Source organism: Actinomadura viridis, from assembly GCF_015751755.1.
GTDB lineage: Bacteria > Actinomycetota > Actinomycetes > Streptosporangiales > Streptosporangiaceae > Spirillospora > Spirillospora viridis.
On record NZ_JADOUA010000001.1, the window covers coordinates 329,386 to 344,305 of the forward strand.

At 73.2% G+C, this 14,920-nt stretch carries 10 protein-coding genes; 6 read left to right on the top strand and 4 right to left on the bottom strand.

Going from position 1 to position 14,920, the window contains the following annotated elements:
* Positions 1–42 precede the first annotated feature (42 nt).
* The 4 genes from IW256_RS01330 (at position 43) to IW256_RS01345 (ending at position 4,656) form a co-directional block, all read left to right on the top strand.
* Positions 43–1,182: a DNA polymerase III subunit delta' gene (locus tag IW256_RS01330; protein WP_197009203.1), complete on the top strand. Its 1,140-nt coding sequence runs from the start codon at positions 43–45 to the stop codon at positions 1,180–1,182.
* A gap of 228 nt (positions 1,183–1,410) precedes the next feature.
* Positions 1,411–3,120 carry a S8 family peptidase gene (locus IW256_RS01335; RefSeq protein WP_231403597.1) on the top strand — a complete coding sequence of 570 codons (1,710 nt, stop codon included), beginning with the start codon at positions 1,411–1,413 and terminating at the stop codon, positions 3,118–3,120.
* A 178-nt stretch (positions 3,121–3,298) separates the two neighbouring features.
* Complete coding sequence (locus tag IW256_RS01340; protein ID WP_197009205.1) at positions 3,299–3,781, top strand: low molecular weight protein-tyrosine-phosphatase; 483 nt, start codon at positions 3,299–3,301, stop codon at positions 3,779–3,781.
* 2 nt (positions 3,782–3,783) lie between these two features.
* Positions 3,784–4,656 carry a fructosamine kinase family protein gene (locus IW256_RS01345; RefSeq protein ID WP_197009206.1) on the top strand — a complete coding sequence of 291 codons (873 nt, stop codon included), beginning with the start codon at positions 3,784–3,786 and terminating at the stop codon, positions 4,654–4,656.
* A gap of 66 nt (positions 4,657–4,722) precedes the next feature.
* Here IW256_RS01345 and IW256_RS01350 read toward each other — a convergent pair whose 3' ends face one another.
* Positions 4,723–9,798 carry a DUF4132 domain-containing protein gene (locus IW256_RS01350; protein WP_231404184.1) on the bottom strand — a complete coding sequence of 1,692 codons (5,076 nt, stop codon included), beginning with the start codon at positions 9,796–9,798 and terminating at the stop codon, positions 4,723–4,725.
* A gap of 252 nt (positions 9,799–10,050) precedes the next feature.
* Between IW256_RS01350 and IW256_RS01355 the strand changes: the two genes are divergently transcribed.
* Together IW256_RS01355 and IW256_RS01360 are read left to right on the top strand one after the other, a co-directional pair.
* The gene (locus IW256_RS01355) at positions 10,051–11,118 is read left to right on the top strand and encodes a hypothetical protein (protein ID WP_231403598.1); all 1,068 of its coding nucleotides are present in this window, start codon (positions 10,051–10,053) and stop codon (positions 11,116–11,118) included.
* 67 nt (positions 11,119–11,185) lie between these two features.
* Positions 11,186–12,013, top strand: coding sequence for a PSP1 domain-containing protein (locus tag IW256_RS01360; RefSeq protein WP_197009208.1), 828 nt, complete (start codon positions 11,186–11,188; stop codon positions 12,011–12,013).
* 29 nt (positions 12,014–12,042) lie between these two features.
* Here the strand turns inward: IW256_RS01360 and IW256_RS01365 are convergent, their stop codons facing one another.
* The 3 genes from IW256_RS01365 to IW256_RS01375 form a co-directional block, all read right to left on the bottom strand.
* Positions 12,043–13,230 carry a fatty acid desaturase family protein gene (locus IW256_RS01365; protein ID WP_197009209.1) on the bottom strand — a complete coding sequence of 396 codons (1,188 nt, stop codon included), beginning with the start codon at positions 13,228–13,230 and terminating at the stop codon, positions 12,043–12,045.
* 26 nt (positions 13,231–13,256) lie between these two features.
* Positions 13,257–14,387 (bottom strand): ferredoxin reductase, encoded by a 1,131-nt coding sequence (locus IW256_RS01370; protein WP_231403599.1) that lies wholly within the window; start codon positions 14,385–14,387, stop codon positions 13,257–13,259.
* A gap of 242 nt (positions 14,388–14,629) precedes the next feature.
* On the bottom strand, positions 14,630–14,872 hold the full coding sequence (locus tag IW256_RS01375; RefSeq protein ID WP_197009210.1) for a DUF6411 family protein: 243 nt from the start codon (positions 14,870–14,872) through the stop codon (positions 14,630–14,632).
* Between the last annotated feature and the right edge of the window lie 48 nt (positions 14,873–14,920).

Consider the following 14,920-nt stretch of genomic DNA (forward strand, 5'->3'; position numbering starts at 1 on the left):
ACGCGTCCCCCCGAGGGGCCGTGAGGCCGTAGCCTTGAGCGCATGAGCGTCTGGGATGACCTGGTGGGCCAGGGGCCGGTCGTCGAGCAGCTGCGCTCCGCCGTGGACGAGGACGGCAAGATGGCGCACGCCTGGCTGTTCACGGGCCCGCCCGGATCGGGCCGTTCGGCCGCCGCGAGGGCGTTCGCCTCCGCGCTGCAGTGCGTGGAGACCCCGCGCGGCTGCGGGCACTGCGCGTCCTGCCACCAGGTGCTCCAGGGCACCCACGCCGACGTGGAGATGGTCCGCCCCGCCGGGCTGTCGTACGGGGTGCGGGAGACCCGCGAGCTGGTGCTGCGGGCCTCGTCCTCACCGAGCGGGGGGCGCTGGCAGATCGTGCTGTTCGAGGACGCCGACCGTGCCACCGAGGCCGCCGCGAACGCGCTGCTCAAGGCGATCGAGGAGCCGCCGCCGCGGACGGTGTGGCTGCTGTGCACGCCGTCGCCGGAGGACCTGCTGGTGACCATCCGGTCCCGCTGCCGCCTGGTCACGCTGCGGACCCCGCCGGTCGCCGCGGTCGCCGAGGTGCTGGTGCTGAGGGACGGCGTCGACCGGGAGACCGCCGAGGTGGTGGCGCGCGCCTCGCAGGGGCACATCAGCCGGGCCCGGCGGCTGGCCACCGACCCGGAGGCGCGCCGGCGGCGGGCCGAGGTGCTCGCGATCCCGCGCCGCCTGACCTCGGTGGGGCCGGCCGTGGCCGCCGCCGAGTCGCTGGTGAAGGCCGCCGAGACCGACGCCAAGGCGATGACCGAGGAGCTCAACGAAGGCGAGACCAGCGCGCTTCGGCAGGCGCTGGGGGAGAGCGCCAAGGGCCGGATGCCGCGCGGCACGGCCGGGGCGCTGAAGGATCTGGAGGACCGGCAGAAGTCCCGGGCGACCCGTGCCAAGCGCGACTCCCTGGACCGCGCGCTGCTCGACCTGGCGTCCTACTACCGGGACGTGCTGACGCTCCAGCTTGGGGCCGGTTCGGAGCTGGTCAACACCGACCTGGCGGCCGAGCTCCGTACGGCGGCGGCCCAGGGCGGGCCCGAGCACACCCTGCGCCGCCTTGACGCGATCATGGACTGCCGGGAACGGCTGGGGGCGAACGTGAACCCGCTCCTGGCCGTGGAGGCGCTGACCCTGGCTCTCCGCACCGGCTGAGACGTCCGGCCCGCTTCACCCCGTCTGACCCGTCCGGCCCATTTGACCAGGGAATTCGTGGCGTCCCTTTCCTGGCGCCCGTTCCCGTGAGGTGATGTTGACAAGAAGAGTCACCCCTTTTCGTTACTTATCCGTACACATCACGCAATGCCAACGCGCGTAGCGTCTCCTGGCCGGGTCCTTGAAACGGCCCGTTCCCCTATCAGGAGGTGTGCATTGCGGCGCGCCATGATCACAGCCGCTGCCGCTTGCGCCATCGTCACCACGACGGCGCTCGCGCTGCCCGCGGCCGCAGTACCCGACCGGCCCCAGGAGCCGGGGACCTCGTCCGAGTACGTCGTCCTCTACAAGGAGGGCGTCTCCCTCGACCAGGCCCGTGCGGCCGTGAAGGCGGCCGGCGGCACCATCGTCCGCGAGAACACCGATGTCGGTGTCGCGACCGTGCGGACGACCAACGCCCGCTTCACGACGCAGGCCGCGCGGCAGGGCGCGCTGGCCGGCGCCGCGTCCAACCGCGTGATCGGCAAGGCTCCCAAGACCCCCGCGGCGTCCGGTAAGGGCGTGGAGCGGGAGGCCGGTACGCAGGGGCCGGTCCGGGCGGGCAAGCCCGGCAAGGGCGACGAGCCCCTGGCCGACCTGCAGTGGGACATGAAGCAGATCAACGCGACCGCCGGCGGCTCCTACCGGGCCGAGCCGGGCGACCGCCGCGTGCGGGTCGGCGTCATGGACACCGGGGTCGACGGCGACCACCCCGACATCAAGGCCAACTTCGACCGGAGGCTGAGCCGGAACTTCACCGTCGACATCCCCGCCGACGCCAACGGCGACGAGGTCGACGGGCCGTGCGAGGACGAGCCGGACAAGTCCTGCAACGACCCCAACGACGTGGACGAGAACGAGCACGGCACGCATGTGGCCTCGACCATCGCCTCGCCGCGCAACGGCCTGGGCATGGCCGGTGTCGCGCCGAACGTGTCGATCGTCAACCTGCGGGTGGGCCAGGACTCCGGCTACTTCTTCCTGCAGCCGACCGTGGACGGCCTGACCTACGCGGCCAGGAACGGCATCGATGTGGTCAACATGAGCTACTACATCGACCCCTGGCTGTGGAACTGCGCCGCCAACCCGGCGGACTCGCCCGAGGACCAGGCCGAGCAGCGCACCATCATCCAGGCCGCGCAGCGCGCGCTGGACTTCGCGCACAAGCGGGGCGTCACGCTGGTGGCGGCGGCGGGCAACGAGCTGGTCGACTACACCAAGACCAACACCGACGCGACCAGCCCCGACTTCGCGTCGGAGCCGGGTGAGGCGCCGTACGAGCGGACGGTCGCGCCGAACTGCGTCTCGATGCCGTCCGAGGGCGAGAACGTGATCCCGGTATCCTCGACCGGAATCAGCACCCGCAAGGCGTACTACTCCAGCCACGGCAACGGGTACATCGCGGTGGCCGCTCCGGGCGGCGACAAGTACGACACCGCCGACGGCAAGCCCGACGACCGCCGCGGCATCTGGGCCGCCTACCCCGAGTCCATCGCCCGCGAGCGCGGGGAGCTCAACCCCGACGGCACGCCGAACACCACCCGCGTGCTGCGCGACTGCAAGGACGGCACCTGCGCCTACTACCAGTCGATCCAGGGCACCTCGATGGCCTCGCCGCACGCGGCCGGTGTCGCGGCCCTGATCGTCAGCAGGTACGGCAGGCCCGACCGGGCGAACGGCGGCCTGACGCTGCCCCCGGCCACGGTCGAGCGGATCCTGCGCGGCACCGCGACCGCCACGGCCTGCCCGAGCCCCGCGACGGTCGAGTACGTCTGGTACCGGCTGCAGAACGGTCAGTGGGTCAAGAACACCTCCACGCAGACCTGCGAAGGCTCCAAGCAGCGCAACGGGTTCTACGGTGAGGGCATCATCGACGCGCTGAACGCCGTCAAGCGTTAGGCGCCGACCGCCCCTTCCTCCGTGGCCCCCGGCCGGACCCCCTGTCCGGCCGGGGGCCGCGCCCGTCAGAGCCACGCCCGTACCTGGGGCGGGCGGGCAGACCACCGGGCAGACCACCGGGCAGACCACCGCGGACCATCGGGCGGACCACCGGGCGGGCTCGGGCAGGATGGGGGGCATGCCGTACCGCGTCACGTTCGTCTGCACGGGCAACATCTGCCGTTCGCCGATGGCCGAGTGGATCCTGCGCCACCACGTGGAGGAGGAGGGCCTGGACGTCGAGGTCGACAGCTCCGGCACGGGCGGCTGGCATGTCGGCGACGGCGCCGATCCCCGCACGGTCGAGGCCCTCCGGCGGGCCGGGTACCGTTCGGCGCACATCGCGCGGCGGTTCGAGGAGGGCTGGTTCGCCGCCTACGACCTGATCGTCGCGCTGGACGAGGGGCACGCGCGGGCACTGCGCTCGCTGGCCCCCGACGCCGGCGCCCGGCACCGGATCCGGCTGCTGCGGGAGTTCGACCCCGCGGCGGGCGACGGCGACCTGGACGTCCCCGACCCCTACTACGGCGGCGTGGCGGACTTCGACGAGGTCCTCAGGCTGGTCGAGGCGGCCATACCGGGCCTGCTGGACGAGGTGCGCGCGGCCCTCCGGGAGGCGTGAGGATGGCCGCGCTCCGCCGGGAACGCGTCGAGGAACTGCTCGGCGACGGCGCGCGGGTCGCGTCGATCGCCGATCTCGGGTCCAGCCATGCCTGGACGCTGCACCGCGTGTCCCTGGACGGCGGCGGCGAGCTGTTCGTCAAGGCCGCCCCCGACCAGGCGGGCGTGTTCGCGGCGGAGGCGGCGGGGCTGCGCTGGCTCGCCGCCGGAGGCGGGGCGGAACCGCCCGTTCCGGAGGTCGTCGCCGCCGACGAGCACATGCTGGTCCTGCCGTGGTTGCCCACAGCCGCCCCCACCGCGCGGGCCGCCGAGCGGTTCGGGCGCGAGCTGGCGGCGATGCACGCGGCCTCGCCCCCGGCCGCCTACGGCGCGTCCTGGGAGGGCTTCATCGCCGATCTCCCGCTCGACAACACCCTCGTGGAGGGTGCGTGGCCGGGCTGGTACGCCGAGCGGCGCCTGGCGCCGTTCCTGCGCCGCGGCGCGTCCGATCTGGGACCGGACGGCGTGCGGCTGGTCGAGCGCGTCATCGAGGGGATCGACGCCCTGGCGGGCCCGCCGGAGCCGCCCGCCCGCGTCCACGGCGACCTGTGGTCCGGCAACGTCCTGTGGACGGACGGCCGCGCCATGGTGATCGATCCGGCCGCCCACGGCGGGCACCGGGAGACCGATCTGGCCATGCTGGCGCTGTTCGGGGCCCCGCACCTGGACCGCGTCGTCGCCGCCTACGACGAGGCCGCGGCCCTCGCGGACGGCTGGCGGGAGCGCGTCCCGCTGCACCAGCTGCATCCGCTGCTGGTGCACGTGGCGCTGTTCGGAGCGGGGTACCGGTCCCGGACGGTCGAGGCCGCCCGCGCCGCGCTCGCGTCCGCGGGCTGAGCTCCGCGCCGTGGGGCGCCGCGGCGCGGAGCTCGGGCCGCCGGTGATGGTTTCCGGCAGGTCGGGTCAGGTCAGCGTCGCGGCGTCGGACGGGTCCGTGGCCTGCGCGCACGCGTCGGAGAGCAGGAAGCGCAGATCGGACAGCACGGACTGGACGTTCGCCGCGCCGCTGCGCGCCAGCGCCGTCCCGAGGCGTTCCAGCCTCGGGTCGTCGGGGCCGGTCAGCCGCGACGGGTGGAGCCGCACGCGGTAGCCGTCGCCGCCGGGGGCCAGCGTCAGCAGGTCCGAGATCGCCAGTTCGCCATGGTCGGGCAGGTGGACGGCGAGCGACCCGACGGCCTGTTCGAGGGCGTCCACCGAGGCGACGCCGGTGGCGATGAGCGCCCGGGTGCGCGGCGCGGTGCAGGCGGCGTGCAGGTCCCTGAGCCGTGCCGCGACGGTGTCCCGCGCGGGGTGATCCGGGGGCAGGCCGTCGGCCAGCAGCCGGGCCGCCTCGCCGAACCGTCCCGGATGCGCCGCGGGACGTTCGGGCAGGCGTTCGCCGAGCAGAGCCGTCACGCAGGAGAGCAGGGGAAGATCGCGTTCGTCCAGTCCGGAGGTGAGCGTGACCCACAGCTCGCTTGCCAGCGGGGTGAGCCTGGGGTGGCGGCCGGACCACCGGGAGATCGCGCGTTCCACGTCGGGGCCGGACCGCCACAGGTCCGCGGGGTCGTCGGGCATCAGCGCCTCCACGAGGTCGATCGCCTCACCGGAGTCCGCCATCGCCTGCAGGGTGAGGGCCGCGGCCTTCAGTTCGGTCCGCGTCAGGTTGTGCGCGCGTACGAGCTCGGCGTCGTCGGGGTGGAGCGGGGTGACGCGTCCCGGCGCCCAGCCGAGCGGCCACGCGACGCCGCGCGCGGACGGGGACAGCAGCACGATGGCCTGCGCGGTCGACAGACCCGTGGCCTCGGCGAACGCGGCGATCACGGCCTGCCGGCCCAGTGCCGGCGGCCCGTTGCGGCCGATGAGGTCCGCCGCCGCGCGGAGCCGGTCCGGATCGCCCCAGCCGCGGCAGATCCGTACCTCCTGGACCCGGTTGCGGCTGAAGATCAACGGATCGGGGCCGTCCGGGGTGTGGAGGAGGGCCGTGGAGACGCGGGCCCAGCCCACGTCGGACTCCTCCGCCGGGCCGATGCCGATGATGGCGACGGCCCCGAAACCCGCGTACGGCCTGCCTGCTTCGACGTGCGGGCAGATGCGCGCGACCTGCCAGGTCCCGTCGGTGCGGATGAGCTCGGGGACCGATGCGAGGTCGAGCAGTTCCTTGCGGCGGCGGTCGCGCTCCGTGCCGGTGGCCCAGGCCGTGCGCAGCACCGAGGCGCCCAGGCGGCCCAGCCGCTCCTCGACCCCCGCGATGGCGCCGCTGTCGAGGCCGCCCGCGCCTGGACGGGCGGACCCGTGCTCGGGCACGGTCTCCTTGGCGAGCCGCACCAGGCGCGCGCCCACGAGCGCCCGGGTGGAACGGGCCTGTATCCGCTCGGGCTCGGAATCGAGGAACCCGAGTTTCGATTCTCGGGGCTTCGGTGTCTCCGCGACCACCACCACGGCGGTGGCCGGGGCGGGCGGCAGATGGGGCGGGGGAGCCAGGCCGAGACGCCGGGCCAGCGCGAACACGCGTTCCCGGCATTCGACGGCGGTCCAGACGATGGAGGTCACGCCGATCCGGAGGGTCTCGTCGGTGACCTCGGGCAGCAGCGTGCCGAGCCGGGCCTTCAGCTCGTCGAAGCAGGCGTACCGTTCCTGCCAGTCCGCGTCCTGGGCCGTCATCTTCATGATGCGGGCGGCCAGCGAGGCGTCGGCGGCCTCCAGCAGCAGCCGCGCGGACTCGTCGTCGACGCGACGCAGGGCGCGGGACCCTTCCGGATCGCGGGGCGTCATCCTGCTCCACCATCCGGGCGGTGGCACCAGGCCGAACCCGGACGCGTAGCGATGGAAGTGGATGCGGGCGGGATCCGCCCTGTCGTGTTCGGGCACCCAGCCGGAGCCGCGCACGTAGCGGCCGATCGTCCGGCCCGTGGCGTCGCGCAGTTCGATCAGGCGGCCCTCGCCGCGCCACACGGTCGCGGCCGATCCGGCGCCGGGGAAACGCACCTGCTCACCGTCGACGGGACGGACGGAGGGCGCGTTGGGGTGGGAGCCGCCATGCGGGCAGTGCGGGCCGCCGTGGTCGAGTACGGTGACGCGTCCGTCCACGACGATCAGGCAGCGGTCGTAGAGTTCGCGTGCCTCGGCCTTCTTGTGAGCCGTCTCGTTGAAATCGTCGTAGTTCCCGAACGTCTGGCAGGGGCCGACCCCCTCAGGCGTCACGGCCGAGGCCCTGAAAGCATCACCCCACAGCCGTCCCGCCTCGATCACCAGCAGGTCCGTTCCGCTCTCCTCCATATATCCGTGGGCGGTATAGCGCTCGTATCGGGACAGGGCCTCAAGGTCGAGTTCGTTGAGGACCCCGCCGCGCAGCGTCGCCGCGAGGGGCCGCACCGGATCGGCCTCGGCCACGATGGCACGGACGCTCTCCCTGGCGGCTTCGGGAACGCCGGCCACGGTGAACCGTTCGACGTCGCACAGCGCCGCGTGCACGTCCGGCAGTCCCTGGCCGGGGACCCGCTCGGCGTGCCCGGCGAGGATGTCCGCCACGATCTCACGCGTGCCCGGCGCCTCGACCAGGTTCTTCACCGTGGCGGGACGGATCTGCAGCTCATGGGCGGGCGGGCCGAGCGACAGCGGGACCGTGACGTTCCCGATCACCGCGCCGCGCAGCAGCGGGCCCCAGTGCGGGTCGGCGGCCGTGGCGGTCAGGTCGGGACGCTCGGCGGTCTCGAGCCAGTGATGCAGCTTGAACGTGTGCAGGTTCCGGGGCGGGGCGAGGGGGAGCCCGCAGCGGAGTGCCAGTTCCAGCAGGGGGAAGCGGTAGTCGGTGTGCTCCTCCAGCAGCTCGCCCATGTAGAAGCTCACACTGTTGTCGTCCGGTCCGAGCAGGGCGGTGTGGCCGTCGCAGGTCAGCCCCTCGGCGGTCAACCGCGCCCCGGCGTCCCGCAGCAGGTCCGCCAGGCCGGTGACCGGCAGCGCGAGACCGGCGTACAGGTTCATGAAGCGGCCCACCCAGTCCCGGACCCGCGTGCCGCTCAGCCTGGTGCCGGAGGTGAACGGCGCCTTCGCACCGGCCCCGTCGAGGTTGGCGATGAGCACTGACACCGCGGCGGCCTTCGCCTCGGGGCCGTCGTCCGCGGGCTCGGGAAGCGACTCGACCAGGCGATCGCGGACACCGGCGTCCCCCCGGGCCATGCGGAACAGCAGCGGGCGGATGAACGTCCAGATCGCGGCCGGGGCCGTCCGCAGGCAGCCGTGGCCGAGCAGCGCCCGGACGGCGCGTTCGTCGGCGGCACGCTCCGCGGGGGCCGCTCGTTCACCGGGCTTCCACTTGGCGGCACGTGCGGCGCGGGCCCAGCCGGCGGCCAGGATGAGCGCGTCGTCCTCGCCCGCCTCGCACCACTCGGTGAGCAACCGGCGCTGCCAGCGGCAGGCGTCGTCAGGGGAGTGCCGCTTGGCGAGGCGGTCGGCATGCCGCTTGAGAGTGGCCGACCCGACGGCCCCTGAACCGGCGGCGACGTAGGCGGCGACCAGTTCGGCCTCGTCGACCGGAAGCGCATGGTCGGATTCGGCGGCCCTGGCCTTCTCGAAATAGGCGGCGGCGTACTTCGTGCTGCCCGCGGCGGCCATCATGCGCGCGCATTCTTCGAAGAACAGCGGAAGCAGCTCGGGGGCGTGAGCGGCCAGGTCGTCGGCGGGGGCTTGCAGGGTGTTGCGCGCCAGTCCCGGCTTGCCCGCCGCGGTCTTGCGGGCCGCGTGCAGGACCGGCTGCAGCGCCACGATGCGGTTCCGATGGGCCGGATAACGGTTCAGCGCCGCCGCGACGAACCCCAGCGGGCCCGCATGGACCGCCCCGAGAGTGCTCTCTCCCGCCGCGACAAGGCCCTGCAACGCCATCGACGCGCGTTCGGCCGCCACCGCCGCGCGCCGGACCAGCGAGACGACCGGCTCGTCGAGCGCAGGATGCGTGAAGGACGCGGCGACCATAACGTCCTCGTCCGCCGAGGCCGGTGGCCCTGGAAGCACGGCGCCCGCGCGCGACAGCACCTCGCGCGACGGCGTCCGGCCGCGCGACGGCCGGAGCACCCCCGGTTCGCCGCGGTGGCGGTCGCAGTAGTCGGCGTACACCTCGGCGGTGCCGAGCACCCGCGTGCCGTCGTCCTCCACGGTGCGGCCCTCGAACAGCGACATCAGAATGCGCGTCGCCTCCGACCAGGCGATCTCGCCGATCTCCGCCTCGCCGTTGGCGAAGGTCAGGGTCCCGAGATAGGCGGGGCTCATGGGCCCGCTGTACTTGACCTCCAGCTCGACGCCGAGCGGTTCGGGGTCGTGCACGGTGAACCGCGCGGCCTCGCCGCGGACGCGCCCGCCCAGCTCGATGACCCGGCGTTCGAACGCGCCACCGTTGTCCCATCGGGCCTCGGTGAACCAGAACGCGTCGATGACGCCGATCGTCCGGTCCATCCCCGCCGGGCGTGACCACCGGTCCCGCCGCAGCTGCTCGACGGCCTGGTCCGAACGCAGCATGGCGCCGCGCCGGAGCCAATCGTCCAGGCGGTCCCCCAGCAGGACGGGATGGGGGATGGCGAACGTGCCGGCGTCCGACCACACGGCGTCGCCATCCAGCGGCACCACCTGAACGCCCCTTGACGCGTCCAGGTCCCGCAACACCCCGCAGCGTTCCAGATCCGGCGTACCGTCGCGCACCGGGGCGACGACCAGATCGGTGAGCGCGTGCCTCCAGGCCGGGTCCTCCCACACCGCGTGCAACACGCCCACCGGGACGGGCAGCGAACGCAGCATCCAGTCCTCGACCTGTCGGCGCACGGTCCGGCCGTGCTCGGCGAGACGTTCGCACAGTTCCGCCAGGCTCACCACGGCCGGATCCTTCTTCACCTTGGCCGGGACCTTGGCCAGTTCCTTGCCCCCGGCCTTCCGGCAGGCGACGGCGGGTTCATCCCCGCCCTGCCCTCGGACCGCGACCTCGTAGCCGCCCGCAACTCCGCTCCAGCGCATACCGCTCACCCTCTCGCTCCTCGTGACCGTCCGGCGACGGAGAAGATCTTGGATCACGTCTCCGACATTCCGACCGCTGGTGCACGTGGCACCGTCCGGGGCGGGGTGAGCGGGCCGGAGCGGGACGCAAATGAGCGTCTGCTCACCGTGCTCCCCGAGCTGGGCTAGGGTTTCGCGCGCGGGCCGGCGAAGCGGGCGGCCGGGGGAACGAGCCGTTTCGCTTCGAGCCGGTGGCACCGCAAGATGGGAACGATGGTCGATGAACGGGGCAGGATCGGGAAGGGCGGGTGCGGCGTTACCCCTATGGACGGCAAGCACAAGGACCGGGGCCGGTCCCCGGCGGGACGGCTCGCTACTGCCTGGCGGGGCCTGGTCCCCCTGGGCGTCGCCTCGTTCGTGGCCCTGGCGATCGGCGGTGGCGTGGACCTGGTCCATGACCAGCAGCGGGCGAGCAAGAAGGAACGTTCCGCCAAGCCCGCGGCCGAGCAGGACCGCGCCCCGCGGTACGTGGTCGGCATCCGCAAGAACGGCACCGCCCTGGTCGTCCGGGACGTTCGTACCGGGCGTGATGTGGGCCTGCCCGTGGCGGCCCCGCAGTCGCAGCGCTTCCAGCGGGTGGCGGCGGCCGGCGAGAAGGAGTACATCGTCTCCGCGTTCGCGTCCGGCAAGGTCGGCTTCCAGCGGCTGCGGCTGAAGGACGACGGCCGGCCCTCCGAGCTGTCGCCGGTGCACGGGGCCACCGTTCCCGGTGCCTCGACGGCCTGGTCCGACATGGCCGTCACCGCGGACGGCGACAAGATCGCGTACGTGACGTACCAGCCCGGCGCGATCGGCCGGCTGGACGTGTTCTCCATCGGCACGGCCCAGCACAAGGTGTGGACGGCCTCGGTGCCGGCGCGGGTGAGCAGCCTGTCCTGGGCCGGTTCGACGCTGTCGTTCGTGTGGGCGCCGGTCAAGAAGGTGAACGGCCGTACCGTCCGCCAGGTCAGGGCGCTGGAGACGTCCGCGCCCGCCGGGGACCTGAAGGTCAGCAGGCCGGTGCTGGTGCTGCCGCCGGGCAGCGTGTCCGCGGTGCTGGGCCCGGACGGCCGCACGGTCGTGGCGAGCGCGCCCCAGGGCGGGGACATCGCCGTGCAGACGTACACGATCGGCAGCAGCCGCCCCCGGGTGCTGTGGAAGCAGCCGGCGAACGGCAGGCCGACCCGGCTGGACGCCGACCACACCGGTAACCACCTGCTCGTCCTGGCCAACGACGGGAAGCTGTACATCGACGGCGCGCAGCCGGTGCAGGCCGAGGACTTCCTCGACGCCGCCTGGTGATCCGGAGCCCGGTGGGAACACCGTAAGGTGTTCCCACAAACCGGGCGAACGGAGCGAAACCGTGGGCATGGTGATGGCTGTCAGTTTCACCCGCTACGGGCGCCTCTACTACCTCGATCCCGGCTCGCACTCGCCCCGGGTGGGCGACAAGGTGCTGGTCCCGACGGACGCCGGTCCCGAGGTCGCCGAGTGCGTCTGGGCGCCGCAGTGGGTGTCGGAGGACATCGACGGGCTGCCGGTCTGCGCGGGGCCGGCCACCGAGGAGCACCTCGCCCGGGACGAGGACAACCGGCGGCGGCGGGCCGAGGGCCGGACCATCGCCAAGCGCCTGATCCGCAGGCACGAGCTGCCGATGAAGGTCATCGGCGTGGACTTCCTCGACACCGAGAACGTCTTCAAGATCTACTTCACCGCGCCCCACCGGGTGGACTTCCGCGCGCTCGTCCGCGACCTGGCCCGCAACATCAAGGCCCGCGTGGAGCTACGCCAGGTGGGGCCGCGCGACGAGGCCCGCCTCCAGGGCGGCATCGGTCCCTGCGGCCGTGACCTGTGCTGCGCCACGTTCCTCAAGGACTTCGAGCCGGTCTCGGTGCGCATGGCCAAGGAGCAGGACCTGCCGGTCAACCCGCTGCGGATCGCCGGGGCCTGCGGCCGCCTGATGTGCTGCCTCAAGTACGAGCACCCGCTCTACGTCAAGGCGCACGAGCGGATGCCCGCCCTCGGCTCGCGGGTGGAGACGCCCAGCGGTCCCGGCCAGGTCGTCGGCCGCAACGTCCCCTCCGACAGCGTCACGGTCCGGCTCAACAGCGGGGGACGCTGCTCCTGCCCGTCGGCCTCGGTGTGCTCGCCGCGGCGGCAGCACGACGAGTTCCACGACCCCGGCGGCGACGCGTAGGAACGGCGAGCCCGCCGGGGCCGGTCCGTTCAGGCCGCCGCGGGCTTCCGGGCCGCGGTCCGCGGACGGGGCGCGGACCGGCGCGGCCCCGGGAACGCGTACCGGACGATCTTCTTCCACGTGCTGCCGACCTGCTTGGCGAGGGGGCCGGTGTGGTACGGCAGGTCGTACTTCTCGCACAGGGCCCGCACCCGCGGAGCGATCTCGGCGTACCGGTTGCTGGGCAGGTCGGGGAAGAGGTGGTGCTCGATCTGGTGGCTGAGGTTGCCGGTCATCAGGTGCAGGAGCGGGCCGCCGCTGATGTTGGCCGAGCCCAGCAGCTGCCGGACGTACCACTCGCCCCGGGTCTCGCCGTCGAGCCGGTCCTCGGTGAAGACCTCCACGTCACCGGGGAAGTGCCCGCAGAAGATGACCGCGTGCGACCAGACGTTGCGGATCACGTTCGCGGTGAACCCGGCGGCCAGCGTGCTCATGAACTGCGGCCCGCTCAGCAGGGGGAACGCCAGGTAGTCCTTGGTCCACTGGCGGCGGATCTTGCGGCCGATGGCGCGCAGCTTCGCCCGCGTCTCCTCCGGGTCGTTCCGGCCCGCGAGGACCTTGTCGATCTCCAGGTCGTGCACCGCGACGCCGTACTCGAAGAACATCGCCAGCAGCACGTTGACCAGGGGCTGCGGCAGGTACACCCAGTGCCACGGCTGCTCGGGCGAGACCCGCAGGATGCCGTACCCGACGTCCTTGTCCTTGCCGAGGATGTTGGTGTAGGTGTGATGGACGACGTTGTGGGAGTGCTTCCACTGCTCGGCCGGCGCGACGTTGTCCCACTCCCAGGTGGTGGAGTGGATCTTGGGGTCGCGCATCCAGTCCCACTGGCCGTGCATGACGTTGTGGCCGATCTCCATGTTCTCCAGGATCTTGGCGACGGCCAGCGTCGCGGTCCCGGCCAGCCAGGCGGGCGGCAGGGACGACGCCATCAGCAGCGTCCGCCCGCCGATCTCCAGGCCGCGCTGCCACCGGATGACCCGATGGATGTAGGCCGCGTCGCGTTCGCCGAGGCCGGCGGTGATCTCGTCCCGGATGGAGTCCAGCTCGCGGCCGATCGCCTCGTAGTCCGCCGGGCCGAGATGCGCCACGGTGGTGGACGTGCCGCTGGTGGACGTGCCCGTGGTGGACGGGCCGGTGGTGGACGTGCCCGTGGTGGACGGGCCGGTGATGGTCATGGTGTCGCCTCCCCCTCGAAGGTCGTTCACAGGTCGATCTCCACGGGCCCCGCTGCGGCCGAGACGCAGGTCTGCACCAGGTGGCCCTCCTCGCCGTGCGTCCGGCCGGTGCGCAGGTCGCGCACCCGCCCGGACCGCAGCCGGCCGACGCAGCTGTGGCAGATGCCCATCCGGCACCCGCTGGGCAGCAGCGCCCCGGCGTTCTCCCCGGCCTCCAGCAGCGGGGTGTCCGCGCCCGCGTCGGTCTCGATCCCGCTCGCGGCGAACCGGACCCGCCCGCCGCCCGTGCCGTCCCCGGCCGCCCGCAGCACGGGCTGGAAGCGTTCGAGGTGCAGCCGTCCGGCCGCCCCGGCCTCCTGCCAGTGCGCGGAGACCGCGTCGAGCAGGCCCGCGGGCCCGCACGCCCAGGTCTCGCGTTCCGCCCAGTCGGGGCACAGGCCGTCGAGCTCGGCGAGCGCGAGACGTCCCTCCGTGGCGGTGTGCCGTTCGTGCAGCCGCAGGCCCGGCAGCCGCCGGGCCGTCGCACGCAGTTCGGCGCCGAAGATGACCTCGTCCGGAGTGCGCGCGGAGTGCACCAGGACGGCGTCGGGCAGGGCGGCGCGGACGGCGGGGTCGCGCAGCATGGCCATGACCGGCGTGATGCCGCTCCCGGCCGTCAGGAACAGCACCCGCGGGGGCGGCGGCGAGGGCAGCGTGAACTCGCCCTCCGGCGGTGCCAGCCGGACGATCGCGCCGGGCCGGATCCCGTGGACCAGGTGCCGCGACACCAGCCCGTCCGGACCGGCCTTGACGGTGATCGTGATCCGGCCGTCGGGGCGCGGCGGGGAGGACAGCGAGAACGTGCGCCAGTGCCGCACGCCGTCGATGTCCACGCCGATCTTCAGCCACTGGCCCGGCCGGTGCCCCGGCCAGGTGACACCGGGCCTGATCAGCAGCGACACCGCGCCGGGCGCCTCGTGCCGGACGGCCTCGACCCGGCCGCGCGGGTCGGTGGCGGACCAGAGCGGGTTGATCAGGGCGAGGTAGTCCTCGGGCAGCAGCGGGGTGGTCAGCCGGCGCGCGGCGGCGGCCAGCCGCCGCGCCGGTCTCGCGGGCCTCCGGCCCCGCGCCGCCGCGGACACGAGGTCCTGAGGTCCGGTGGGATGCGTGATGGTCAACGGGCCTCCCGTCGCGACTCAACTTACGCTTCCGTAACCTACGGTCGCGTAGCCTGAATGTCGTCGCAAGGGGACACCGGGCAAAAGCGACAGGCATCACACCATCGCACGATGTTCCATCGATCGGTGTAATGCCTGGTGATAAATGCTCGTCGCCGCGTTGTCCGGCAGGAACAGAACGACCTTCCGCTCCCGGCCGGCCCGCGTCCCGGAGGCGGCGGGCCGGCCGCTGACCTCGCGTTCTAGAAGGGGGAGCGGCCACGGGCGCGCCGCCCGGCCGCCCCGCTGCGGCTCACGGCCCGCGACGAGCTGCGGAACGGCTTGCTCAGCAGCCGCCCGATCGACCCGGGGGCCTTGCCGCCCGCACGGGAGCCGGTGCCCAGCACGCGCTGGGTCCCGCGCTCGGGGTGGCGCGAGAGCCTCGGCACCAGGAACGCGAGGACGAGCAGGACGGCGCAGACCGCGATGATGCCGGCGATGACCATGGAATTGCCCCTTATGTCGACTTTTGTCGATGGGCCTGTGCCCTGATC